Source organism: Paenibacillus methanolicus (assembly GCF_008124765.1).
GTDB classification, from domain to species: Bacteria; Bacillota; Bacilli; order Paenibacillales; family Paenibacillaceae; genus Paenibacillus_Z; species Paenibacillus_Z methanolicus.
Genome location: NZ_VNHS01000003.1, coordinates 469638 through 495253, shown reverse-complemented (window position 1 = coordinate 495253; position 25616 = coordinate 469638). Strand labels below are relative to the sequence as shown.

General features: G+C 52.0%; 19 protein-coding genes. All 19 read left to right on the top strand.

All coding sequences use genetic code 11. The features are described from left to right. Positions 1 to 145 precede the first annotated feature (145 nt). On the top strand, positions 146 to 1285 hold the full coding sequence (locus BCM02_RS10930) for a DNA sulfur modification protein DndB (protein ID WP_148929101.1): 1140 nt from the start codon (positions 146 to 148) through the stop codon (positions 1283 to 1285). Further along, positions 1285 to 2439, top strand: a complete 1155-nt coding sequence (locus BCM02_RS10925) for a DNA sulfur modification protein DndB (protein WP_148929100.1) — start codon at positions 1285 to 1287, stop codon at positions 2437 to 2439. The genes BCM02_RS10930 and BCM02_RS10925 overlap by 1 nt, the downstream gene beginning before the upstream one ends. A gap of 309 nt (positions 2440 to 2748) precedes the next feature. Then, on the top strand, positions 2749 to 3765 hold the full coding sequence (locus BCM02_RS10920) for a LacI family DNA-binding transcriptional regulator (RefSeq protein WP_148929247.1): 1017 nt from the start codon (positions 2749 to 2751) through the stop codon (positions 3763 to 3765). Further along, the gene (gene rbsK / locus BCM02_RS10915; protein ID WP_148929099.1) at positions 3752 to 4696 is read left to right on the top strand and encodes a ribokinase; all 945 of its coding nucleotides are present in this window, start codon (positions 3752 to 3754) and stop codon (positions 4694 to 4696) included. The genes BCM02_RS10920 and rbsK overlap by 14 nt, the downstream gene beginning before the upstream one ends. Then, positions 4693 to 5088, top strand: a complete 396-nt coding sequence (gene rbsD / locus BCM02_RS10910; RefSeq protein ID WP_148929098.1) for a D-ribose pyranase — start codon at positions 4693 to 4695, stop codon at positions 5086 to 5088. The genes rbsK and rbsD overlap by 4 nt, the downstream gene beginning before the upstream one ends. Positions 5089 to 5139: 51 nt before the next feature. Continuing rightward, the gene (locus BCM02_RS10905) at positions 5140 to 6648 is read left to right on the top strand and encodes a sugar ABC transporter ATP-binding protein (RefSeq protein ID WP_148929097.1); all 1509 of its coding nucleotides are present in this window, start codon (positions 5140 to 5142) and stop codon (positions 6646 to 6648) included. Next, on the top strand, positions 6638 to 7594 hold the full coding sequence (locus BCM02_RS10900; RefSeq protein WP_148929096.1) for an ABC transporter permease: 957 nt from the start codon (positions 6638 to 6640) through the stop codon (positions 7592 to 7594). Before BCM02_RS10905 ends, BCM02_RS10900 begins: the two co-directional genes overlap by 11 nt. A 28-nt stretch (positions 7595 to 7622) precedes the next feature. Continuing rightward, the gene (gene rbsB / locus BCM02_RS10895; protein ID WP_148929095.1) at positions 7623 to 8567 is read left to right on the top strand and encodes a ribose ABC transporter substrate-binding protein RbsB; all 945 of its coding nucleotides are present in this window, start codon (positions 7623 to 7625) and stop codon (positions 8565 to 8567) included. A 145-nt stretch (positions 8568 to 8712) separates the two neighbouring features. Continuing rightward, positions 8713 to 9450, top strand: a complete 738-nt coding sequence (locus tag BCM02_RS10890; protein ID WP_246183340.1) for a glycerophosphodiester phosphodiesterase — start codon at positions 8713 to 8715, stop codon at positions 9448 to 9450. A gap of 196 nt (positions 9451 to 9646) precedes the next feature. Beyond that, entirely contained in the window at positions 9647 to 10597 is a 951-nt protein-coding gene (locus tag BCM02_RS10885) for an ABC transporter permease (RefSeq protein ID WP_148929093.1), read from the top strand. Positions 10598 to 10662: 65 nt separating this feature from the next. Beyond that, positions 10663 to 12387, top strand: a complete 1725-nt coding sequence (locus BCM02_RS10880) for an extracellular solute-binding protein (protein WP_148929092.1) — start codon at positions 10663 to 10665, stop codon at positions 12385 to 12387. A 115-nt stretch (positions 12388 to 12502) separates the two neighbouring features. Beyond that, positions 12503 to 13405, top strand: coding sequence for a carbohydrate ABC transporter permease (locus BCM02_RS10875; RefSeq protein ID WP_148929091.1), 903 nt, complete (start codon positions 12503 to 12505; stop codon positions 13403 to 13405). A 25-nt stretch (positions 13406 to 13430) separates the two neighbouring features. Continuing rightward, entirely contained in the window at positions 13431 to 14321 is an 891-nt protein-coding gene (locus BCM02_RS10870; RefSeq protein WP_148929090.1) for a CehA/McbA family metallohydrolase domain-containing protein, read from the top strand. Positions 14322 to 14355: 34 nt separating this feature from the next. Next, positions 14356 to 15375 carry a LacI family DNA-binding transcriptional regulator gene (locus BCM02_RS10865; RefSeq protein ID WP_148929089.1) on the top strand — a complete coding sequence of 340 codons (1020 nt, stop codon included), beginning with the start codon at positions 14356 to 14358 and terminating at the stop codon, positions 15373 to 15375. 32 nt (positions 15376 to 15407) lie between these two features. Beyond that, positions 15408 to 16367, top strand: a complete 960-nt coding sequence (locus BCM02_RS10860) for a carbohydrate kinase family protein (RefSeq protein ID WP_148929088.1) — start codon at positions 15408 to 15410, stop codon at positions 16365 to 16367. After that, positions 16364 to 17731, top strand: coding sequence for a family 4 glycosyl hydrolase (locus tag BCM02_RS10855; RefSeq protein ID WP_148929087.1), 1368 nt, complete (start codon positions 16364 to 16366; stop codon positions 17729 to 17731). Before BCM02_RS10860 ends, BCM02_RS10855 begins: the two co-directional genes overlap by 4 nt. A gap of 40 nt (positions 17732 to 17771) precedes the next feature. After that, positions 17772 to 19229, top strand: coding sequence for a leucyl aminopeptidase family protein (locus BCM02_RS10850; RefSeq protein WP_148929086.1), 1458 nt, complete (start codon positions 17772 to 17774; stop codon positions 19227 to 19229). Between the two features lie 44 nt (positions 19230 to 19273). Next, positions 19274 to 20179 (top strand): metallophosphoesterase family protein, encoded by a 906-nt coding sequence (locus tag BCM02_RS10845; protein ID WP_148929085.1) that lies wholly within the window; start codon positions 19274 to 19276, stop codon positions 20177 to 20179. Between the two features lie 291 nt (positions 20180 to 20470). Beyond that, a complete protein-coding gene (locus tag BCM02_RS10840) occupies positions 20471 to 25588 on the top strand; it encodes a LamG-like jellyroll fold domain-containing protein (protein WP_187434144.1) in 5118 nt (1705 codons plus the stop codon). The last annotated feature ends 28 nt before the right edge of the window (positions 25589 to 25616 follow it).

Below are 25616 nucleotides of genomic sequence, written 5' to 3'. Positions count from 1 at the left end.
TGGCATAGAGGAGAATGTCTGTTTTAGTTGAATCATAAAATGGATAAACTATTTAGAAGAAATGAGGAATGGATGAGCCTTTTAAGCAGTTGGCTGGAGTTGTTACGATGTGCTGCATCAAAGATCATATAAACGGAGGTTGATTATGGAGCCTATACAATCGCTGTCGGATCTACTATCTGAACATTCAGGGAATGGGACCTTCATCGAGATTCACGCCCAATTGTCCAGAACATTTGGACAAACGACGCTTTCCGCTACGGTCGCCATGAATAAGTTGTTTTCCATCTATGAGGTTGATCTTGAAGTTCAGCGTCAACTGATCCCCAAGAATGTTTCGCAGCTCGTGGATTACCTGTTGCTATATCTGGAACACGGGCAGAGCATTTACTTCCCGGGCATTATCTTATCCGCGCGAGGCGCTGGCCAATTTAGTCAGGAAACGTCCGCGTTTCGCTTGCAGCCGATGGAGAAGTGTTATGTGGTGGACGGTCAACACAGGCTTGAAGCATTCCGCCGCGTGATGGAGATGCTTCAGAGCAATCTGGCGAGGGCCAAGGACCGAAGGGAATTTGAGCGAGTTCAAGAAATCACGGATAAGCTCAAGAAGCTGTATGCCTTCCCGATGTCCGTCATGATCTATTGCGACATTAACCCGAAGCAGGAGCGTCAGCTTTTCTCCGATATTAATAAACTACCAAGAAAAATAGCAGGCAATTTGGCCATGCTGCGGGAACAACGGCGTTTCTACCATGTGATGGCGACGCGGCTGGTACAGGAATATCCCGTGATGAAGCATTTGCCAACCGATATTTATTCCGAACGCGGGAAGAGTCCGGGCTATCTGTTCTCCTACTCGTTGTTGATTGAACTGTTGGTAGGGCTCTTTGAAGGACGTCTGAAAGTCAATGCCCGTCACAATGGGTATCATTTTACGGCCTTTGCTTTGAACGAGCATCTCGAGCAGGCAGCCAACTATTTTGAAAACCTGCTTCATGTCCTTCCTGAACCGGAACCGGGCCACATTTGCTGGTCGGAAAATATCCAGATTGCGCTTGCCTTATTTTTGCATGAGGAAGCTTTTAAATCGCAGCAGTTCAACAAGTATACCTTGCAATACGCGACCAAGATTCTTCCCCATATCCAGTGGGAGCACATTTACAAGGACGACGAACAGACGCGTTTGCCGCGCAGAAGCCGCATTATGAAAGCCTATCAATCGATTAAAGATTTTTATGCAGAACAACATCACTTGCTCATTTCGGATAAGGAGGACGCCGGTTAATGGATGGTCTTAAGTTGTCGATGAAAATCCAGCCTTATTGCGAGCGCTTCGGACTTACGACGGTTTCCATGCGCGTTCATGATTTGTTGAACTACACGGTCATCGACCCGATGGTTCAACGGAAGCTAAGCGGCGGGCAGCTTCGCAAAATCGCGAAATATTTGCAAGAACGGGAACTGGACCATGTGTTCTTCGGACCTGTCACGTTGTCGCTGCGGGACATCTCCTCGCTGATGAAAGGAGAGGATCATTTCATCCTGCTGCACGGAGCCAAACTGAGTATTCTGGATGGACAACATCGCATCATGGCGCTGGGGTTCACCAACGATCAGTTGGCGAAGGAAAGCCGCAAATACGAGAAGGAGCTCAGCCGCTTAAAAGTGAAATGCCGCCAGCATCCGGAAGATGACGCTCTCCGGGAGCATACGGAGCAGCTGGAAGGCTTATTGAGTCAAATTGAATCCAGAAGACTTGATTTACTGGAGAGCGAACTATCCGTTCAGCTGTACATCGGGTTAACCGAGGAGGAAGAGAAACAGCTCTTCGGCGATATCAATAGTAAAGTCCAGCTGGTCAGCAAGGAGCTCGGCCACGCATTTGACGGCAGCGATCCGATCAATACAATGATCCAGCAGGTAGCGGATCATAATACGCTGCTCAAGAACGCCGGCGTGGAAACCCGCAACAACCTAACGGCATATAACAAAAATTTCACGTGCTTTAGTTGGCTGCATACGATCGCTTCCCTGCTATTCACGGGTAAAACCCAAGCTTCTTACGAGCTTGCCAGGCGGGTTCGGAAAGACCCCACGACCTATACGGAGGTGTTGCACCAGTTTCTTAACGGAGTGCTGCCGCATTTTCCGGAGCAGCCGGGACTCGGGTCGTATATCAGCTCGAGTAGAGTCGTTCAAGAAGCGATCGCGTTATATGCGCATGACACCTTGGATATCGAAAAAGGGGGCCATCCCAATTGGACCTCGTGCTTCCAGATCTTGCGGCAAATCGACTGGAGTCATGATAACGAGGAACTGGCGAGCATCCTAGGCCGGTTGGACAACGGCAAAATCAATCTCATCTACGATAAGTCGATGAGAAAACATAATCTTGTGCTGGAATATATTCGTCAGCTTCGTCTTGAAGAGAGTGCTTGAACACGAGTTCGAACCCAGTCTAAACGCAAGTTTTTATAAGCAATTTGACTTTGAATTTTCCAAAGTCGAATTGCTTTTTTTGTGCTGATATTGACGGTATTGGTTGGATCGGTTGACTTCGACAATTCCACGGGTTCTCGCGACTTTTGAGCAAATGGTTGTTTTCTGAGGAAAACTATGATAAATTGATTTTGTGGTAACGGTACCACAAACGTTAATTTGAATTATACGTGTCTATTACAAGGGTGCTAATGCTTATTATGATACATATGTGGTAACGGTACCTTTTCTTTGAAGGAGGAGTTCTTCATCGCAACCATTCGTGATGTGGCCAAATTGGCCGGGGTTTCCGTGTCTACGATTTCGCGTTATTTGAATAAAAGCGGGTATGTGAATGCGGAAACGGAACAATCGATCAAGAACGCGATCGAAAAGCTGAACTATGCACCCAATCAGGTTGCCCGAGGATTAGCCGGCAAGAAAACGAATACGATCGCGCTTATCCTGCCCGATATATCGAACCTGTTCTTCTCGGACTTGGCGCGGGCTGTAGAGGATGTCGCCGCGACTTACGGTTATACGGTTATCTTCGGCAATTCGGATGATCAGGGAGTCAAGGAAAAGCGATATATCGAGACGCTGAAGCAGAAATATATCGATGGCATTATTTTCGCCTCCAATACGTTCGGGCATGAAGATGCGGAGATGTTGACGAAGCTCGGTATTCCATACGTCTGTCTCGATCGGGGTCCCGATGAGCAGAACGCCAGTATAGTCCGTTCCAAAAACAGGGAAGGCGCGGCAATGGCGGTCCAACATTTGCTAGATGTAGGATGTCGGAAAATCGCGCATATATACGGTCCGCAAAATCTGATTACGGGGAAGGAACGGCTCATCGGTTTTGAGAAATCCGTCCAGCATCTCGATTGGTATACGCCGTCGCTTTTGGAACCAGCGGATTTTAGGATAGCCGGCGGGATTGAAGCGACGGAGCGGTTGCTTGAACGGCATCCGGATATCGACGGCATTTTTGCGGGCAATGACCTCATGGCGATCGGCGCGCTGAAAGCACTTCACCGAATGGGATATCGCGTTGGCGAACAGGTTGCCGTGTGCGGATTCGACGGCATTCAAACCACGGAGATTACGATGCCGGAACTGACGACGATCGCGCAGCCCATTTACGATATGGGAGCGCTCATCTCGCGTTTGCTCATCAAGAAAATCGAGGGCACGCTTGAGGAGGACCGGCTATATGAACTAGATGTACAGCTGATCGCCCGGGCGTCGACCTTAAGGAGGAAAGAAGGACATGACACAACCTAACCTGCTTGTAATCGGCAGCTTGAATATGGATATCGTTGTCCAAACCGCGCGGTATCCGTTGGTGGGAGAAACCATTACCGGAGAGAACGTCCACTTTATTCCCGGCGGAAAAGGAGCAAACCAGGCGATAGCTGCGGCGCGCCTCGGAGCGGAGACGGCGATGATCGGCGCCGTCGGCCAAGACGCCTTCGGCGAGAATCTGCTCCACAGTCTCGAGAAAGAAGGGGTGGACGTATCCGGCATTAAACAGGTGGCCGGCGTGGCAACGGGCGTCGCCTCGATCTATATCGCGGAAGGTGACAACAGCATCGTCGTCGTGCCTGGAGCGAACAATCGGTTGGAGTTCGCCGACATCGACCGTAACGAAGCATTATTGAGACAAGCCGATATCGTGCTGCTTCAGCTGGAAATTCCCGAAGAAACGGTCCTCTATGCAGCAAGCAAAGCGAAAATATTCGGTAAAACGGTTGTGCTTAACCCAGCACCCGCAAAGCCGATACCGGATGAGCTGTTTCAGCTTGCTGATTATATAACGCCGAACCGTACTGAACTTGGACGGTATACTGGCATGGAGACAGACGGCAGCTCACTCGGGTTTGCTATGCAGCGGATGAAAGAGATAGGGGAGGCCCATATTGTAACGACGCTTGGTTCAGCAGGTTCCGCTTACATAGCGGATGACGGTTCGATACAGACCATACCGGGTCATAAAGTGCCGGTGGTCGATACGACTGGGGCCGGCGACTGTTATAACGCGGGTCTGGCCATATCGATTGCAACTGGCCGGAGCCTGGAGGAAGCAGTGAACTTCGCCTCGCTTGTGTCCGCACTGGCTGTAACGAAGTTCGGCGCTCAAGCGGGGATGCCGACGATCGCAGAAGTCAGGGCGTTCGAGGCAGAGCGGAATAAGACGGGAGCGGACCAGGCATGAAGAAGATCGGGATTATCAACAGCGAGCTCTCGGCATTGATCAGTCAACTTGGCCATGCGGACACGATCGTAATCGCGGATAGCGGGCTGCCGATTCCTCCGGGCGTAAGAAGGATTGATCTGGCGCTGAAGCAAGGGGTGCCCGGTTATCTGGAGACGCTCGAAACCATCTTGGTCGAAATGCAAGTGGAGCGATATACCATAGCGGACGAAATGAAAGAACGCAATCCGGACATGTTTGCGAAGACGGAACGTACGCTGGCAGGCGCTCAGATGGAATGCATGACCCATGAGCAATTCAAACTCTTGACCCGTCAAGCAAAAGCCGTTATTCGTACCGGTGAATACTCGGCTTACTCGAACGTCATTTTACACGCGGGAGTTACGTTTTGATGGACGATGTTTCCGCTGCGATCTTTGCAACACCGATAGGGAGGGTACAGAATGTCAGCGCAGCTGCTGGAGATGAAGGGGATCGAGAAAAGCTTTTCAGACGTTAAAGTCTTGCATCAGGCGGAATTCTCGCTCGAAAGAGGCGAAGTGCATGCTTTGATGGGCGAGAACGGGGCCGGGAAATCGACCTTAATGAAAATATTGAACGGCATCTATGCCAAGGATGGCGGAACGGTAAAAATCAAAGGCGACTTGAAAGCGCTCGCAACGCCATCGGCCGCACAGCAACTCGGAATTGTCATGATCCATCAAGAACTGAATCTCATCCCGCATTTGACGGTGATGGAGAACATCTTCCTCGGTCGGGAGTATACATTCGGACCGACAACTCTCATCGATTGGCGCAAAATGAAACGAGAATCGATGCGTTATCTATCGCAGTTAGGGCTAGCGATTAGCCCGGATACGATCGTTGGCGAACTGTCCGTCGGCCAGCAGCAAATGATCGAAATCGCTAAAGCGCTGTCGATGAATACGGAAATTTTGGTGTTGGATGAGCCCACGGCTGCTCTAACCGACCGGGAGATTGACGCGCTCTTCGATGTAATCGCTTCCCTCAAGAAGCAGGGCGTCGGCATGATTTATATCTCGCACCGCATGGAAGAGATATTCCGGATATGCGACAGAATTACGGTCATGCGCGACGGGCGATATGTCGGCACGGAGAACGTACAAGAAACGAGCATGGACCACATCGTGAAAATGATGGTCGGCCGTGAAATCAAAGACCGGTTCCCGAAGGTTGCGATCAAGTTCGGCCCAGAGAAGCTGAAGGTGAGCGGACTTTCGCAGAAAGGAAAACTGCACGACATTTCATTTTCCATCCGCGCCGGAGAAATCGTCGGACTTGCAGGTCTAATGGGAGCGGGACGGACGGAGCTTGCCAAAGCGCTGTTCGGGGTAGACTCGATCGATCGGGGGACGATATCGGTGGACGGCAAGCCGATCGCCGTTCGCAAGCCGATCGACGCGATACGCGCAGGCATCGCGCTCGTGACCGAGGATCGGAAAGACGAAGGGCTGCTTCTGCCGATGTCCATCAACGACAATTTGTCCATGCCGAATTTGGCGAAGATTTCGAACCTCGGTTTCCTGAGCGGCGCCAAGGAGCGGCAGTTGTCCGATACGATGATAAGCAAGCTGCATATTAAGGCGTCCGGCAGCTCGCAAGCCGTTGGTTCGCTCAGCGGGGGAAATCAACAGAAGGTCGTGATCGGCAAATGGCTGGCGACGAATCCGCAAGTATTCATATTGGACGAGCCGACTAGAGGCGTCGACATCGGAGCGAAGAAAGAGATTTACGATCTGATGAACCAACTCGCAGCGGATGGAGTCGCGATTCTGATGATCTCATCGGAGCTTCCCGAAGTGCTCGGCATGAGCGACCGGATTCTCGTGATGCACGAAGGGAAGATAACGGGAGAGTTTACGCAGCAAGAGGCGACCCAAGAAAAAATCATGGTTTGCGCAACAGGGGGAGGAGATCAGCATGCAAGTTGAGACGGCAGGCAATCTGAAAGCAAGAAAAATAAAGTTCCAGGGGCTCGGTTCGTTAGTTGGGTTATTGCTCATCATCGTCGTGCTCTCCGTTACGGCAGATAGTTTTCTAACGGTGAACAACTTATTGAATATCCTTCGGCAAGTATCGATTAACGCCTTGATCGCGTTCGGCATGACGTTTGTCATTTTGACGGGAGGCATCGATCTTTCAGTTGGTGCCACGCTCGCCTTATCAAGCGCGTTATCGGCCGGATTGATGGCAGGCGGGATGAGTACATGGTCTGCGGTCCTGATCGGAATTGTAGCGGGGATGGCAATGGGAGCCGTGAATGGATTGCTTATTACCAAAGGACGGCTCGCTCCGTTCATCGTTACCTTGGCCACCATGACCGTCTATCGGGGATTAACGCTCGTCTACACGGACGGGAAACCGGTTACGGGCTTGAATGAAGATTTTGCCATGCTGGGCAAAGGGTATTTCCTGCAAATTCCGATGCCGATTATTTGGATGGTCATCGCTTTTGTAGTTCTCTATATCATTTTGAAACATACCACTTTCGGACGCAGAGTGTATGCGATCGGAAGCAACGAGGAGGCGACGTGGTTATCGGGTATTAGCATATCCAAAGTGAAAGTGATGGTGTATTCCATCAGCGGTATGCTGGCAGCCGTGAGCGGCATGATACTGACTTCTCGTCTCAATTCCGCTCAACCGACGGCAGGGGCTTCTTACGAGTTGGACGCCATCGCGGCGGTCGTGCTCGGGGGTACGAGTTTGTCGGGCGGCAGAGGCTGGATCGTCGGAACGTTGATCGGCGCCGTCATCATTGGCGTGCTGAACAATGGACTCAATCTGATGAATGTATCGTCGTTTTATCAACAAGTCGTTAAAGGGGCCGTCATTCTAATTGCAGTGCTGCTGGATCGTTCCAAAAAACACAACTAACCCATTACGCGAAGGAGAAATGACTACTATGAAAAAAAGACTCTTCGGATATTCCTTGCTGCTTGCCTCAATCGTTCTGCTATCGGGTTGTTCCATGGGGACGGAGACCAATAACAAGCCAGCCGAAAATACGAAAAGCAATGCCTCGGATGACCAAGTAACGGTAGGCTTGTCGATTTCGACTCAGAACAACCCTTTCTTCGTCACGCTTAAAGAAGGTGCCATGAAAGCGGCCACGGCGTTAGGCGCGGAACTGGTCGTCGTCGATGCGCAAGACGATACGGCGAAGCAAATCAGCGGGATCGAAGACTTGATTTCCCAAAAAGTAGACGTCATTCTCATTAACCCAACGGACAGCGATGCCGTCGCGACGGCCGTGGAATCGGCCAACGACGCGGGTATTCCGGTCATTACGGTTGACCGCTCCGCCAACGGAGGAACGGTCGTTACGCATATCGCCTCCGATAACGTGAAGGGCGGTCAGATGGCAGGCGACTACATACTCGAAGCGATCGGCGGGAAAGGGAACATCGTTGAATTGCAGGGCACGGCTGGTACTTCCGCGGCACGCGATCGCGGAGATGGTTTCCACAAGGCGGTAGACGGCAAAGAAGGCGTGAACGTAATCGCTTCGCAACCGGCCGACTTCGACCGCGCCAAAGGCCTGTCGGTCATGGAAAATATTTTGCAGGGCAACGAAGATATCCAAGCGGTATTCGCGCATAACGACGAGATGGCGCTTGGCGCACTGCAGGCGATTGAAGCAGCCGGGAAAAAAGGCATTATTGTCGTCGGATTCGATGCAACGGACGACGCATTGACTGCGGTTGGCGCCGGCACCCTTGCCGCTACCGTCGCGCAGAAACCGGATGCGATCGGCGTAGAAGCCGTTCAGACGGCCGTGAAAGTGGCCAAAGGGGAAACGGTCGAAGGCGCTATCCCGGTTGAATTGGAGTTAGTATCCAAAAAGTAAAGGAAGCCGTTATAAGCGGGAAACCTAAAGCGGCCAAGCAGGTGTAAGAGAACCTGCTTGGCCGCTTTTGCGTGCATGCGGGGTTTCCGGCATATACGCCTTTCGCGATCATAGGCTAAAATGAATGGAGGCAAGGGAATTGAATATGGAGAGAGAGGCGACCCGAACGATGCGCAAAACCATGGTAGCAGCCCATACGGGCTGCGGCATTCACCCTGATAATACGATGGCCTCCTTCCGAGAAGGAATCCAGATCGGCGCGGACATCGTGGAAGTAGATGTACGCGTGACGCATGACGGCACGCCTATTCTGCTGCATGACGATTCACCGTATTTGCATACGCACACGTATGCGCAATTGAATCAACCGGACATTCGAAGCCGGCTTCACCCGTCTTATCAAACCTATGAAATCGCGACACTAGAACAGGTCCTTCGGGAATCGGGGCCGCTCGAATTGAAGCTCAATTTGGATTTGAAATCGATAGCTAGCATCGAACCGACTGTTCAGTGGGTACGCAAGTTTCATGCACAGAAACGGGTTTATATTACAGGCTGTTCAGATCACATGACGAAACGTTATCCAGATATGCAAGTGATGCTGAATACGCCAGATGAGCTTCTGCCGCAGCAGGCGCTGCACTACGCGGCGTTCGCAGATTCCGTATGCCGTGAAGCAAAGGAGCAGGGGTACGCCGGATTGAACATGAACGGTGGGACCTGCCGTCAGCAAATGGTGGACAAAGCGCATGCCTTAGGGCTGAAGGTATGGGTCTATACGATCAATGAACCCCAACGCCTGGATTGGTTTGCGACCATGGGAGTGGACGCGATTACGACAAGAAAACCGGGAAGACTCTTTGAGATTTTAAGAGATTGTTAGGATGAAAAAAAGGGTAGCAACGGGGAAAGAATGTTGCTATACTCAAGGTGAAGTTGAGGGTGGAAGTGCTTTCCAGCGCGTGACCATGACATTCATCCCGTGAATTATTTTTTTAGTTCACTATGGTAACGTTATCAGAAAACGCTTACAGAAAAGGTCTTGCCACAATTCGAAAGAAGAGGGTGATCCCGGACTTATGAAAGCAGCCACCACAGCATCGTTGAAACCGACAATCGTTAAACGAACGTTATGGAAACGTATTTTGATTCATCGTTATTTGTACTTCATGCTTCTGCCTTGTATCGCGTTCTTTATCATTTTTAGTTACATTCCGATGGGAGGATTGTTACTCGCCTTTAAGGAGTACAAATTCAACAAAGGAATTCTCGGAAGCCCTTGGGTTGGTCTTCAATACTTCAAAACCTTCTTCGATTCCTATCAGAGTATGGAATTGATCAAAAACACGCTTATTATCAGCGGGATGAAGATGTTCCTCTACTTGCCGTTCCCGATCCTGTTGGCCCTCATGTTTAATGAAATTCGCAACAAATGGTTTCGGAATATTTCGCAGAGTATTCTGTACTTACCGCATTTTCTCTCCTGGGTTATCGTTGTAGGCCTGATTCAGCGTATTCTCGCTCCCGACGACGGTTTGCTGAACCAATTCATTGCGAGCATGGGCGGGGATGGCAGTACCTTCTTTATGATGGATTCCAACTATTTTTATTCGATTATGTTCGGAAGCCATGTTTGGAAGTCGATTGGCTGGGATTCCATTATCTATCTTGCGGCAATCTCCGGTATTAATCCCGATATGTACGAGGCCGCCAAGATCGATGGGGCAGGCAAATGGCGAGAGATATGGAGTATTACGATCCCGTCTATTATGCCGACGATCATTATTCTTTTCATCTTATCGCTCGGGAACATTTTGTCGGCGGGTTTCGATCAGATCTATCTGCTGCGGACGCCGGGCAACATGGAGCTAGCCGATATTTTGGACACCTACGTGATTCGAATAGGCTTGCAAAGCGGTCAATACGGTTATGCCACCGCCGTCGGGATGATGCAAGGGTTGATCGGGTTAGTATTGGTAGTTATAGCAAATCGCATTTCGCGTAAAGTGTCGGAAACTTCGCTCTGGTAACGATACCATGTAGCGTCAACTTAGATGGACAATCCGTCATAATAAAGTTGAAAAGGGGAACGTACATGAACAAGAAATGGATCAAGATGTTCGCAATTTCGCTTCTGGTCGTATTGCTGGTTTCTGCTTGTACAAACAACGGCAACCAAGAGCCCGCTTCTAACAACAAGGGAAGCAAGGACGGTCAAACCAATGCGGCTTCGGAAGGGAAGCCCGCCACCTGGATTGCCGACCGTAAAATCAAAGGGCTTGTGTTCATGGGCACCGACGATTATACGGAAGATATGAACCCGGAGATGAAGGCGAAAATTAAAGAACTGACGGGCATCGATTTTGAAATTCAAATCATGAAAGCGGATCGTTCCATTGACGGTTTGATCGCGGGGCTTGCATCCGGCGACTTGCCAGACTTCGTCGCCTTCTACTTGAATAACAGCGGCCGACCGGAAATGCCGGTCCTGTTGAAAGCGGCTCGCGAAGGCATGTTCACCGACCTGGCGCCTCTGATGAAAGACACTAAAATATACAGCAAATACTTGGAAAAAGGTTTTTTGCCCTTAGACACGGAGCATAGCGTCATGTTCCGACCGGAATTCAATGGATCGACTTATTTCGTGCATATGAACATTAATCGCGAGGCCGGCTACACGACCAATCTGATCGGCGGCCCCTTTATCCGCAAAGATATCGCCGATGCGTTGCAGGTTGATCCGCGCACGATTACATCAACGGAGCAATTATATGAGCTGGCGAAGAAAATCAAAGCCGGCAACTTCACGGACAGTAACGGCAAACCCGTAGTGCCGATCGGTCCTGCCTACTGGGGCGGTTCGGAGACGGATAAGATGCTCATGGATTTGGAGTGGGGCGCAAGCGACCAACGCATCAAGCAAGACAAAGACGGTAAGATCCTTCATGAGGCAGAAACGCCATACGCGATGAAAAAAGTGGAATTCGTCAAAAATCTGTTGAGCGAAAAATTAATGCATCCCGAATTTTTCACGATTGACGAGAGCCGTGCTACAGAAGGCGCCGTCAACGGCACATGGGCCATCATCGGCAATATGCACAGCATGCAAGACTTTAACCAAGATGCGCATTACGTGCCGATCGGTCCGATTCAAGACGTAGAAGGCTCGACGCGAATGAAGCTGTCTTTCAAATCCGGTTACAGCGGCTGGGCGATTCCGACTACGACCGATCAACCAGAGGATATTATGAAGTTTGCGGATTTCCTTGCGACAAAGGAAGGCAAGCTGCTATGGAAATACGGGATTGAAGGCCGAGATTACACGCTGGATGCTGAGGGCAAACCGGTGGTCAAACAAGAAGTCATCGATTTGAAAGCGAAAGATCCGAATGAAGCCAAGAAACTGGGGTTTGACGGCGTAGGCAATAGCTGGGGTAACATTCTCGGCAGCACGGATACGGATAATATCGCCGATTTCGGCGAAGAGAACTGGGCGGATAAAGCCAATGCGGGCAGGAGTAGAGGCGCGGATCTGATCGCCGAGTATATGAATTGGAACAAAATGCGGGAGGAAGCGGAAATTAAGGATGTGTACACGCCAACCGCATTCTTGGGCGAGTTCGCAAACGGCACGGAGTTGAAGGCTGCTTTCGATAACTATAACGATAGTTTGGTCAAAGCCTTCTACAGCAAGACCGCGGAAGAGGCGCAAAAAACGCTGGATAACGCGTTGAAACAAATGAAGGCAGCCGGATTGGACGACTACCTGAAGCTACTTGAAGAGAAAAACGCCGATCCGAAAACGCCGGTAGATTTATAAGGATTGACAGGAGGCAAGGCGGTTTTATCCGCGAGATCCGGGTAGACCGCCTTTCCTTTCTTAAGCGTCTGTTTCCGAAGGAAGCTAGTATCGACTGTCTGGAGGCGAGAGATCCGTGGATTTTCATAAGCTGAGCGTTGGAGAAAAAGCGTTTAAAGCAATCAACTATTTGATCATCATCGCGTTGTGTCTGTCCATTATTCTTCCCTTTCTGAACATCATCGCCTTAGCCTTCAATCCTGGTAAAGACGCAGAGAAAGGCGGTATTTACTTCTGGCCCCGGATATGGTCGTTAGATAACTTTAGGCATGCTTTTCAAGCAGCCAACATCGGCGACGCGTTCAAGATTTCGTTATTCCGCACGGTTGTCGGCACGATTGCCAGCGTATTGCTGACCGCAATGGCGGCTTATGCGCTGAAGAGCAAGACGCTCCCCGGCGGGAAATTTTTCATGATGATGATTTTCTTCACGATGCTGTTTGGCGGAGGGACGATCCCGTTCTACATGCTTCTGAAATCCATTCATCTGACAGACACCATCTGGGTCTATATTATTCCGAGTTTATACAGCGCGTGGAATTTGATTATATTCCGGACGTTCTTCCAACAGATTCATGCAAGTTTAGAGGAATCGGCGCGTATTGATGGGTATAACGATTTCCAGATTTTCATGCGGGTCATTCTGCCCCTAAGCAAACCGGTTATGGCGGTAATTGCCTTATTCAATGCCGTCGGCCATTGGAATGATTGGTTCACGGGCGCGTTCTACGTTCGCGAGGAAAGCTTGCGTCCGCTATCCACGCTACTGCAAGAAATGCTGATGAGCGCGGAAGCGATGAGGGATACGTTAAATCAAGCGGCTGGCACGAATTACGATCTGCTTCTAAAAATTCAAATTACGAGCAACTCCCTGAAAATGGCTACGATTGTCATTGTCGTTACGCCGATTATCCTCATTTATCCATTCGTGCAGAGGTATTTTGCAAAAGGCGTTATGATCGGTTCGATCAAAGAGTAGCCGCCAAGGGGAGGAAAGAAACGCGATGCAAATTATAAACCCTTATGAACAGACGGGTACTTGGCTGAAAGGGAGCTTTCACAATCATACCGCCAATAGCGATGGATGGTTTCCGCTTGAAACGGTCTATAAAATGTACGGCGGCTATGATTTTCTAGGGATCTCGGATCATGATAAAATCACGAAACACGAAGGGGAACGAGACATTCCGACGGTATTCGAAGCGATCGAAGTGAGCAGCCGGCAAACGCATATGCTGCTCGTTCAGCCTCCGCATCGTATAATGGATGCGTATAGCAATGAATTTACGATAGCGAATTATCAGCGTTTGGTGGATATGACGGCAGCAAACGGCGGTTTTGCCGTGCTCGTTCATCCGAACCGGTTGTTCTCGAATTATTGGGAACTGGAAGACATGTTGAAGATGGAACGATATCTCGGGGTTGAAGTCTATAATGGAGACGGTAATCCGGAGTACGATATTGCTTTCGATAAGTGGGATGCGCTTCTTTCCGCGGGACGCAAGGTGTGGGGCTTCGGCAACGATGATTCCCATGTGTATGGTCAGGAGAGAAGGGCTTGGAATGTCGTCCAGGCCAAAGAAAATACGAATGAAGCGATTCTAGAAGCGATCCATCGAGGTAATTTTTATGTATCGACCGGCTACGGATTCGAAGGGATCCGGACAGAAGGGAACACGATACGTGTAGATCTTCGCTCGAATGATTTGCTGGATAGAATGTACAAATACGTGACTTTCTTCGGAAAGGACGGCCAAGTGCTCCAAGAAACAACTGGCCGTATGAAGGAAGCGAAATATGCGTGCAAAGGCGACGAAGGCTATGTTCGGATCGCCGTGTATCTGGAGGGCGGCTACGCGGCTTTCTCGCAACCGCTGTTTGTGAGCGAAGATTAAATGGTTATAAGCGCAATAAGATGGGGTGGGCAAGATGCAAGTGAAAATCAAAGACGTGGCCAAGCGGGCAGGCGTGTCGGTGACCACGGTCTCCAGGGTATTGAATGGAGAGAAGTACGTTAAAGATGATCTTAAGGCAAAGGTGAATAAGGCCATTGATGAATTGGGATACGCGCCTAGTCAAATCGCTCGCAGCCTGGTGCGCAAGAAAACGAATCTCATCGGCGTCATTGTGCCCGATCTTACCTCGAGCTTCTATTCGACGATTCTAAGCAGTATTGAACAAGTGGCAAGCGCTAATGACTACCATCTGCTTGTCTGCAATATTAGCGAAGATATCGATAAAGAGCTCAAGTATTTGAATGCCTTTCAAGAGATGCGGGTCGAAGGCATTATCATTATGCATGAAAAGATCAATGAGCCGATTCGCAATTTGATTCATAAAATCCATATTCCCGTTATCTTCTCCAGCGTGAAGCCGATGGATCAGAAGTTCATATCCGTCATCGTGGATGATTATGCGGCTGCCTTTGACGCGACCAAGTATTTGATCGAGTTGGGCCATGAATCGATCGGTTTTATCGGCGGCGATATGCGAGATATTACATCAGGTCAGAACCGATATAGCGGATATCGCAATGCCATGGCGGCCAGCGGGAAAAAGCTCGTCTATGAGCATATCCGGTTCGGGGATTACAAGGTACAGAGCGGCTATGATCAGATGAAAGATCTACTCGGCACGGAAACGCCGCCAACCGCGGTTTTCGTCGTCAGCGATGATATGGCCGTTGGTGCGATGAATTGTATCCGCGATCATAACCTGCGTGTACCTGAGGACATTTCCATTATGGGATTTGATGGAAGTCTGTTGACGGAATTAGTTCGCCCCAAGCTGACGTCTATGGAGCAGCCGATTCATCTCATGGGTCGAGTGACAATGGAAGTGCTGTTAAAGCAAATAGAGGGCGACAAAATGCCAGACGAGGATGTTATCTTAGCGCACCGATTAATGATTCGCGAGAGCTGCAGGAATAGGAATGACGAACGTAATTAAAGAAACTGCAAGCGAAGAGGACGTGATCAACGGTGAAACCATATGATGCGATCGTAATCGGGGATGCGAATATCGATTTGATCGTTGCGGGCTGCAACGACTTGCCTGCTCCCGGTCAAGAAGTACTGGTGCAGAATATGACGCTGCATGTTGGAGGGGGAGCGGCATTGCTTAGCATGGCGCTCTCCAAATTAGGGTTGAAGATTGCATTTAATGGCATTCTTGGCGTAGACGGCTTCGGTAACTTTGTCAGGGAAAAGTTGAATGAATCTGGTATCGATACCAGATTCATTCGGACGAGTAGGTTGAACAATACGGGGATATCCATTGCCATCAATCCTGAGAAAGACAGGTCCTTTATCACGTACATGGGCTCGAATGCGGAATTGAACCTGCAGCAATTGGACATGAAGAGCGTTTCATTGGGGCGACATGTTCACTTGACGGGATATCGCGGAAGCCACAATCATAAGGAATATATGGAGATGACCAGCAGGCTGCAATCCTTAGGGTTAACAACGTCCATTGATGTTGGCTGGGATGATACAGGCGAATGGTATGCAGGTATCTATGAGCTGATGAAACAAGTGGATGTTTTTTTCATGAATGAGACGGAGGCACGGCACTATACAGGCTGTTCTTCAGCAGAGCAAAGCATCGCTGTATTGTCTCGGCATAGCAAGCATATTGTAGTGAAGCTGGGTTCTGAAGGTGCCGTCGCCGCGGTTAACGGCCGGCTGATGTACCGTTCGGGCTTTGAGGTGCCTGTCGTGGATACGACCGGTGCAGGGGATTCCTTCAACGCCGGTTATATGTACGGTTTCCTGACGAGTCAACCCACGGAGCGGAGTCTGCTGTACGGCAACGCTTGCGGGGCGATGTCCGTCAGTCAATTCGGCGGAAGTACTGGAACGTCGGACCATGAAACGATGGAGCGGTTTATTGCGGAGAAGGCCGAGCAGACAACCGATATTTGGGAGGGTACACGATGAAACTGACCTTAATCGGCGGAGGCGGCGTGCGTGCCGTCCTCTTTACGAAGAGCTTAACGTTGAAGGCGGAACAAGCCGGCATCACCAAATTGGCGCTGCTTGACAATGATGCCGCACAGCTTGAGATCATCAGTCAATTATGTCAAGTCGTCATCGCGCAAAGCGGCATTCGTCTAGAGCTGGAGTCTTACACGGATGCTGGCGCTGCGCTACGAGACGCGGCTTTCATCGTCACGACAATCCGTACGGGGAAGGAACAATCCCGGTATATCGATGAACAAATCGCATTGAACCGCGGCGTAATCGGGCAGGAGACGACGGGTCCGGCCGGCTTCTCGATGGCGCTCCGTACGATACCCGTGCTGCTTGATTATTGTAAATTAGCTCAAGAGGTTGCGCCGGATGCCTGGATGTTCAACTTCTCCAATCCTTCGGGCCTCGTTACGCAAGCGCTTCGCAATGCGGGATATGACCGGGTAATCGGCATTTGCGATACCCCAAGTCACACGAAATTACGGATGGCGGAGGCAATGGGGGTAGACCCGAGCGCGTTATACGTGGAATTCTTCGGGCTTAATCACTTGTCTTGGATTCGCAAAGCCATCTATGAAGGCGAAGATGTGTTGGAACGACTGAAGAATGACGCAGACTTCCTGTCGCGCGTCGATGAATTCAAGATGTTCGACCCGGATTTACTGAAATCTCTTCCCTATCTGCCTAATGAATATTTGTACTATTACTATCATAGAGAACAAGCGATGGATAATATCGTGAAAGCCGGTATGACGCGAGGCCAGATGATTGCTCAAAATAATGCGGAAATGCTAGCCGCTCTGAAGCAGCTAAACATCCTTAACCAGCCTGAGCAGGCGCTTCAGACGTATATGTACTACTCGCAGAAGCGGGAAGCCTCCTACATGGCGATTGAAACGAACGGGAAGTCGAAGCACGTGCCGCCTGCCGAACAATTACAGCTTCCGAATACGCTCGGCTACGCGGGGGTCATGCTTGATTTCGTCGATTCCCTGCAGACGGGGGCCGAGCATAATATCGTGCTGTCGGTGCCGAACCAGGGAAGCATTGCCGGCTTTCGCGACGAGGATGTCGTGGAAGTATCGTGTACCATCACCGCAGAGGGCGCGACACCCGTCCACATCGGCGACATACCGGAAGCGATGTACCTCTTGATGAGGAATGTGAAGCATTTCGAGCGGTTAACGATAGAAGCCATCCATCACAAATCGAAGGAACTGGCGATCGAAGCGTTAACCTCGCATCCGTTGGTCGGTTCTTATTCGCTCGCCAAGCAGCTTGTGAACGACTATTTGCAAGCCTATCAGCCGATTTTGGGAGACTGGCGTTAAGAGCGGTGATTCATGGCGTGCCGATCGGGGGGCGAATGGAATGAAATTTGTAATTGATCATTCGGTTGCTGCGCAGACGTTAGTTTTCCCCGTCTTTGTTGAAAGTCTATCTACGCTCCCCAACGTCCAGAAATGGCTGCAGGCGGTAACGGTTGTATCTCCTCTGGGAGCTAGGGGATCTGTTACGTGGTTCTATGGGCGCAGCGGAGAGCCGGATGTTGTGCTTGTCGGGTTGGGTGAAGCGGCCCGATTCCAAGCTTCCTGCATGCGTGAAGCCGCCGGCAATACGGGACGCGCTTTGCTGAAGGAACGACGCCTGACGGCAGCGGTTTCATTCGAAGCGCTCGCCGTCGCGGATGCATTCGAAGCGGGCAAAGCGGAGCATATTGCGGCATGGGTCGAAGGCTCGCTGCTGGGCACGTATTCTTTCGATAAATATAAAGCTAAATTAGCGGAACAATCGGAGATAACCGTCTATTTGGACTGCGAGGAAAGTCAGACCTATACAGAAGCCATACGCATGGCTCAAGTGCGGGCGGAGAGTACGAATTGGGCGAGAGACCTGACGAATGAACCTCCCAATTATCTGCGCCCCCTTACGCTCGCGCAGCGAGTGACGGAACGATTCGCCGGCACGCAGGCGAAAGTAACGATTCATGAAGGGGACGAACTGGAGAAGCAAGGCTTTGCAGGAGTAGCTGCTGTAGGTAAAGGAAGTATACATCCACCCGTATTCATTGAGATCCGTTACTGTACGAACAAGACGAAGCCGCTGACCGCTCTCATTGGGAAAGGGGTCACGTTCGATACAGGCGGAATAAGTCTGAAACGCGACCATGATATCAGCGATATGCGTATGGATATGGCCGGCGCGGCGGCGGTCCTTGGCGCACTCGATATACTGGTGCAAAGCGGAGCGGACGTGAACGTGGCGGTGCTTGTACCCTCGGCAGAGAATAGTCCGTCCGACCGCGCTATGCTGCCAGGCGAAGTCATCCGCTATGCGAACGGACTAACCGTTCAAGTCGGCAATACCGATTCGGAAGGGCGGCTAATTTTGGCAGATGCTCTGCTGTATGCCCAACGCATTGGCGCTGCGCGAGCCATTGACCTCGCCACGCTGACGTATTCCGTCGTGGGAGCGCTTGGATCCAAGATCGCCGGGATTTTGGGCGATGACGCGTTGGTGCGATCGCTCCGTTCCGCCGGTGAACCGTATGGAGAGAAAGCGTGGCAGCTCCCTTTGGTAGACGAGTATGAATCGTATCTGGACAGCGATTATGCCGATACCTCTAACATTAGCAGAGTAGGCGAAGCCGGCGTGATTACATCCGCCTTATTTTTGCGTAAATTCGTCCATCCCACGCTAACATGGGCTCATATCGATATGAACGGGCCGAAGGCATCATCCTCCGCAAGAGGTGAATTCGCCGTTGGAGCAACAGGCTTCGGAGCTCGCATGCTGGCTGCTTTCCTTATGGAGCAGGACAACACCTAACAAAGCTGCTTAGGGAATATAAATTCAACGGAGGAGGAGATCTGATGGGGCGTAATCCATTGAAATTCAGAGAAGATGGCACGTTCAAAATCGTGCAAATTACAGATCTGCATCTTAACGGGGTTTCCCCTGAGAAGGATATGCAATCCCTGACGCTAATCGAGAACGTATTAGCGGATCAACAGCCGGATTTGATCGTGTTTACCGGCGATGTTATCTCCAGCATGGATGCGGAGGATCAAGAGGGAACTTTCCGCCGGGCCATTGACGGAGCCGTGCAGTCCGAAATTCCGTTTGCGGTTATATATGGCAACCATGATTCGGAGAAGGGGATTACGCGCGAGCAGCTGAATCACATTCTAACGGAATTCGATAACAACCTTTCTGAGAACGGACCTGAGGACATACACGGCATAGGCAATTATGTATTAACAGTGGCCGCTTCTGCTAGCGAAGCGGATGCGGCAGCGTTGTACTTCTTGGATTCGGGCGATTATGCACCGGAGCCGATCGGCGGGTACGCATGGATTCATCCGGATCAAGTGGCGTGGTATCGCCGGGAATCCGCCAAGTTAACCAATATGAACGGCGGCCCGCTGCCGGCGCTTGCCTTCTTCCATATTCCGATACCCGAATATGATCAAGTTTGGCATCAGGGCACCGTAACCGGTCATAAAGGCGAGAACGTATGCTGTCCGAAGTTGAATAGCGGTTTATTTGCCTCCATGCTGGAGATGGGCGATGTGATGGGGACCTTTGCCGGACATGACCATGATAATGATTATATCGGTACGCTCCATGGGATTCAGTTATGCTATGGGCGCGTTACGGGGTATAGCACCTATGGCCGGCTGGAACGGGGCGTGAGAGTGATCAACCTCCTGGAAGGCAAACGCGAGTTTCATACGTGGCTGGAGCTAGACCGGCGATTAACGGCGCAATCCTTATAGAATGACAGAAACATAGATACGATCCGGTCGCGTAACTGCGGCTTTTTTTTATTTTCAGAATATGTTCTTGTCAAAAGTGATGTTGGATGTCTAATGAATATTTTCAACATACAACTGAATTTCGAAGCATGTTGAGGCGCTTCTATATTAGCTACAATGAAAACGTAAGTGCAATCGAGTTCGAATCCTTATGAAAGGGGTTACATTATGAGGGGAACGGCGACAAAACTCATCTCTCGGCTGCTCGCATTGGGGTTGGTCTTAAACGCCATGCCAGTAGGCGTACCGGCGGTGGCAGCCGCGTCAGCGGATTCGGTCGATGCGGATCGGATGATTACAACCCAATATTCATTCGAACAGGTCGACGGGAAAAATGTGCACAACGATGTGACGGGCGGCCCGGTCGCGGTCATGGGCGGGGCGGCCTCCATCGTGGACGATCCGCAGCGCGGCGGCAAAGTCCTTCAGCTGCCTGGCGGAAACGCGGGAGCCGGAAGCTGGCTTGCGCTGCCGGATCATTTGTTCAGCGGCGTGACCGGCACGGACGGTTTCGCGATCTCGATGTGGTTGAAGGTGCCGGTCGGGCAGAACGACAGCTATACGCGGCTATTCTCGGCGAGTCCGAATGCGCTCGGCGCAACGAATGCGGGCGCGAATTATTGGACCGATCCGGAGCTTGCGATCGTGCGCGGCGGCGGGGATTACAACATGCGCCTGTTCACGGGAATCGCGGCGAATAAGTCGGCAACCGACGGGGTGGATATTCAGTTCGACGATCCGTTCAAGACGGATAAGTGGCAGCAGCTCGTCCTGGCGATGAAGAACGACTCCTTTGCCGTCTACCTCGACGGCAAACGCATCTCTGACCTGGATAGCGGCATCGTGAAGCGTTTCGGATCGACCTCGATCGAGCAGGTATTGCCGAAGTTCTTCGATGAGGCCTATCTCAGCAAGGTGGTACATAGCGCGATCGGGCGCTCGCTGTATACATCGGACGGGAACTTCAAGGGCTCGATCGACGACTTCACGTTCTATAATCGTTACCTCACGGAACAGGACGTAGCGGAGCTAAGCGGAGCGGGCAACACGGATGCGCTTGTCGTGCTGCTTACCCAAGCAAAGGCCATCTCGCAGGATGAGTATACGAGCACGACTTATCAATACTTGCAGACGGTCATTGACGAGATCGATGCGCTGCTAGCCGACGAAAGTCTGACGCAAGGGGAGATTGACGCCGCGCTCGACAAGCTTCAACGTGCCATTGACAATCTGAAGGCGCCCCTCCCAGACGATATCTTGCCGGACTATTATTACTCCTTCGACGTGGCTCCGAATGTGAATCGCGAGCTGCTCAACGAGAAGAACGGCGGCACGTACGATGCCAAGCTGGAAGGAGGCGCAGGTACGGTGGTCGACCCGGAGCGAGGCTCCGTGCTCAATCTGCCTGGCGGCAACAACGGCGCCGGGGGGTCACTGAGCCTGCCGTCCAACCTATTCGAGCACGTGACGGATGAGACGGGGTTCACGATCGCGATGTGGACGAAGCTGCCGAATGACGTACATGGGTGGTCTCGTCTATTCGATGCGAGCTCGCAGAACTATGGCTCCAATAATCCGCCATTCTTCTATGTAGCGACGCTGAACGGCAGCGAAGTCAACACCGGGGACGGGAAGCAATATATGAGCGGCTACTCCACGCCGAAGAACGAGTGGGCACATGTCGCCTATACGGTGCAGGGCGGGCGGCAGACGGCTTACATCAATGGTTCGCCGGTGAAGTCGATGGAGGCGAACAAGAAGATTTTCGACCAGGCGCCTTCCTTCGTGAAAAATGCGGTGGGCCGTTCCCGATTCAGCGCGGATCCGGACCTCAAGGGCAAGGTTGACGACGTCATGTTCTTCAAGCATGCGCTCAGCCAGGAACAGCTCGCGCAGCTGGTCGGTCCCGCTTATGATGCAACGCTCACGCGTATTCGCATCCAAGATGACGTGCTCCCGGTCACCCCGAACAAGACCGTATATAACTATCCGGTAGCCGGCGTCGCGCAGATTCCGGCAGTAGAAGCCGTCGTGCCGCAACCGACGAACGTCAAGGCGACGTACACGGTCGAGCGGACGGGCACTTTCAGCTACGCGATTACCGTGACTTCGGCCAATGGCAAAGGAAAGCGGACGTACGAGTTGTTCTTCACGGACCCTGCCAAAGGCGCGATCGCGAACTTCTTCATGGATCAATCCACCGGTCCGATCTTGCACGGCGCTACCGGTTTCCTCTATGGCAACAGCGAACCTAACGTGCCCACGATCGACATGCTGCAAGCGCTCAAGCCGAAGGTTGTCGTGCAGAAAGCCCCTGGCGGTCTGCAGCATCCGTCAGGCGACGGGATGCGCGTATCCGATTCCGTGCTGACAGCCGGCGTCGAGCAGATTCAGATCTACATTCAAGACATGTACTACCAATGGCCTTATGAGTACAAAGGCTTGGGTCAGTACGAGCAGCTCGCGATCGAGACGGTTCGCAAACTGAAGAACGACCGCAACAGCGACAAATATGTGTACGTCATCTTCAACGAACCCGATGGCATCTGGTTCGGCGGCAATATGGACGAAGACGGCTTCTTCGCGGCCTTCAAGCGCATCTACGATGCCGTGAAGCAAGAGGACCCGAATGCGAAGATCGCCGGTCCGAATCTGTCCGGCTACAACTACAACGTGATGGACGGCTTCATGAAGTATTGCAAAGCGAACGGCTGCGTACCGGATGTCATGACGTGGCATGAGCTGGGCAATGGCGCGAACGATAGCTTCGAGAGCCGATGGGACGATCACTACGATCACTACCGGGGACTTGAGGCCAAATACGGCGTCGCCAAGATGCCGATCGTCATTAACGAATACTCGTGGTTCGAAGATCCGGGCGCGGCCGGCAGCTTGATCCTGTGGCTCTCGCGCTTCGAAGAGAAGAAGGTGTACGGCGCGATCGCCTATTGGCACTTGGCCAATTCGCTCAATGAGCTGGCGGCGGATGCGAACAAGCCGAATGGCGCGTGGTGGCTGTACAAATGGTATGCGCAAATGTCCGGCAATACCGTCCCGATCGAGACGACCAACGCCAAATTCGACGGGTTGTACGGGCTTTCCTCGATCGACGAAGCTACGGATACCGCTTACGCGCTGTTCGGCGGGCAGGACGGCGCGCTCACGACCACGATGCATAACTTGGCCGATACGACGGCGTTCAAGGACGCAAGCAACGTGCACGTGAAGCTTTACCGGACCAAATTTACCGGCTACTACGGCACGTTGGAAGCGCCGCGCGTCGAGTTCGACGGTAATGTTGCGCTTGAGCATGGCCATCTATCGATGACGGTGCCGGACGCGAATGCGCTGGATGGGTATTTCGCCATCGTCACGCCAGCTACCGATGAGCCTGTGACTCCGCCTACAGCCTACAACCGGGTATGGACGCAAACGTATGAAGCCGAACGTGCAACGCTGAGCTCCGGCGTTCAGATTGGCTACATGGACGCAAGCCCGGCTTCCAATGGCCAGTATGTGAAGGGACTGTCTTCCGCGGATGCCAAGGCGGCCTTCACGGTCGATGTGCCGGTCGATGGCAGCTACAAGCTGGAGGTGTTCTACGGCAATCCGGCGCCGCTGACGGACGGCAAGAACCGTGCGCAAGGGCTGCTCGCGACGCAGCTCCTGACCATCGACGGGGAGGAATACGGGAAACTCGTCTATGACTCTACGATCTTCGATGACTACTTCAAGAGCAAGGTGCTGTACGTCGATCTGACGGAAGGCGAGCATACGCTGCTCTTCAGCAAGAGCGGCGGGATGGATGCTTCCCTCGATAAAGTGGATGTGACGTATAACGGCGCGCGCGGAACGAAAGTATCGCCGCCGCTCGTCCTGGAAGCAGAAGAAGCGCAGGCGGGATCTGGCTATCAAAGAGCCACTGCCAAGCCGAACTATAGTTCAATCGGCTACATGAACGGCGTCGGAGAGATCGTTTTCACGGCCGTTGTGCCCGAGAATGGGTATTACGACGTAACGCTCGACTACGCCGCAGGTTCCGCGGGTGTGGCAGACCTGTTCAAGCAGATCGCCGTCCATCCCGCAACGGCTGCGAGCGATGAATCGATTAAGTCGGAATGGAGCCCTGTGGGCAGCGTCAAATATTCCCCTTCGAGCGGGTTCGCTACCGCTGACGGGCCGAAGTTGTATCTGACGGCAGGCGTCAACACGTTGAAAGTATCGGCATCGAAGCCGATGGCGATAGACGCGATGAAGATTGTTCAAGCTCCGGCAGCAACCGAGCAGAACGCGACCGTGATCGAAGCGGAGAACGCGAATCTGTTCGGAACGGCTGCGGCCGCGGACAATGCGAATGCCTCCGGCGGCAAGTGGATTACGGGCATTGGCGAGAGCAAGGACAATGGCCTAACGTTCGAGGTAACCGTGCCGGAAGCGGGAGCTTATAAGTTGTCGATCGATTACGTCAATAACGAACCGGCTCCGCCAATCGTCACGGACGCGCATCCGACCGGCTACATTCACCCTTACAATACCGACCTGGTCGAGCGTTATGCGCAGGTCGTCGTGAACGGCGGAACGCCGCAGACGGTTTATTTTATCAACACGCTGTCTTGGGAAGCGATCCGCAACACGGTGGTCGATGTGACGTTAACGGAAGGCAAGAATACGGTCACGATCTATAACGACAACTCGTACCGGTTCAGCAATGTCGCGCAGCATGCGCCTTACTTCGACAAGTTCGAGGTCGCGAAGGCCTCCGTGGATGGAACGAACGACCGCCATCAGGTCGCCTTGGAAGGACCGCGGAAAGTCCAGCCCGGCAAGACCTTCGATCTCAATTACGTGCTGAAGCAGGCGCAAGCGGACGTCTACGCCCAAGATGCGACGGTCGCCTATGACGCGGAGCAGCTGGAATTCGTGAAGGCGGAGCCGATCCGGAAAGATTGGGAGCTGGTGGCGCAGTCGACCGAGACAGCTGGCAAAGTACGGCTCATTGCGGCCAACATCGGCGGCAAGCCTGAAGCTTCCGGCGCGATGTTCAAGTTGACCTGGAAGGTGAAAGGGACGCAGACCACCTTCACGACCGTGGTGCTGCAGGATGTCGTGCTTGCGAATGCCGCAGGCAAGGAAACAGCCGTTCAAGGCAGCAGCCTCGGCATCCGGATCGAGGCGTTCGAGCAGCCGACCGGCGATCTGAACGGGGATGCGAGATACTCGATCGGCGATTTGGCCATGGTCGCTTCTTACTATGGCAAGACTTCCTCCGATCCGGCTTGGCAGTCGACTTACGCCCGAGCGGATTTCAATCAGGACGGCGAAATCGATATTGGCGATCTTGCATTCGCTGCAAGCTTAATCCTGCGGTAACGAGGGTTTTGCCGGCTTCGAGTTGAAA

Bases quoted from the DNA above. Each gene is read 5' to 3' on its own strand.
- BCM02_RS10930 (WP_148929101.1), top strand. From the start codon at position 146: ATGGAGCCTATACAATCGCTGTCGGATCTACTATCTGAACATTCAGGG.
- BCM02_RS10925 (WP_148929100.1), top strand. From the start codon at position 1,285: ATGGATGGTCTTAAGTTGTCGATGAAAATCCAGCCTTATTGCGAGCGC.
- rbsK (WP_148929099.1), top strand. From the start codon at position 3,752: ATGACACAACCTAACCTGCTTGTAATCGGCAGCTTGAATATGGATATC.
- rbsD (WP_148929098.1), top strand. From the start codon at position 4,693: ATGAAGAAGATCGGGATTATCAACAGCGAGCTCTCGGCATTGATCAGT.
- BCM02_RS10905 (WP_148929097.1), top strand. From the start codon at position 5,140: ATGTCAGCGCAGCTGCTGGAGATGAAGGGGATCGAGAAAAGCTTTTCA.
- BCM02_RS10900 (WP_148929096.1), top strand. From the start codon at position 6,638: ATGCAAGTTGAGACGGCAGGCAATCTGAAAGCAAGAAAAATAAAGTTC.
- rbsB (WP_148929095.1), top strand. From the start codon at position 7,623: ATGAAAAAAAGACTCTTCGGATATTCCTTGCTGCTTGCCTCAATCGTT.
- BCM02_RS10890 (WP_246183340.1), top strand. From the start codon at position 8,713: ATGGAGAGAGAGGCGACCCGAACGATGCGCAAAACCATGGTAGCAGCC.
- BCM02_RS10885 (WP_148929093.1), top strand. From the start codon at position 9,647: ATGAAAGCAGCCACCACAGCATCGTTGAAACCGACAATCGTTAAACGA.
- BCM02_RS10880 (WP_148929092.1), top strand. From the start codon at position 10,663: ATGAACAAGAAATGGATCAAGATGTTCGCAATTTCGCTTCTGGTCGTA.
- BCM02_RS10870 (WP_148929090.1), top strand. From the start codon at position 13,431: ATGCAAATTATAAACCCTTATGAACAGACGGGTACTTGGCTGAAAGGG.
- BCM02_RS10865 (WP_148929089.1), top strand. From the start codon at position 14,356: ATGCAAGTGAAAATCAAAGACGTGGCCAAGCGGGCAGGCGTGTCGGTG.
- BCM02_RS10855 (WP_148929087.1), top strand. From the start codon at position 16,364: ATGAAACTGACCTTAATCGGCGGAGGCGGCGTGCGTGCCGTCCTCTTT.
- BCM02_RS10850 (WP_148929086.1), top strand. From the start codon at position 17,772: ATGAAATTTGTAATTGATCATTCGGTTGCTGCGCAGACGTTAGTTTTC.
- BCM02_RS10845 (WP_148929085.1), top strand. From the start codon at position 19,274: ATGGGGCGTAATCCATTGAAATTCAGAGAAGATGGCACGTTCAAAATC.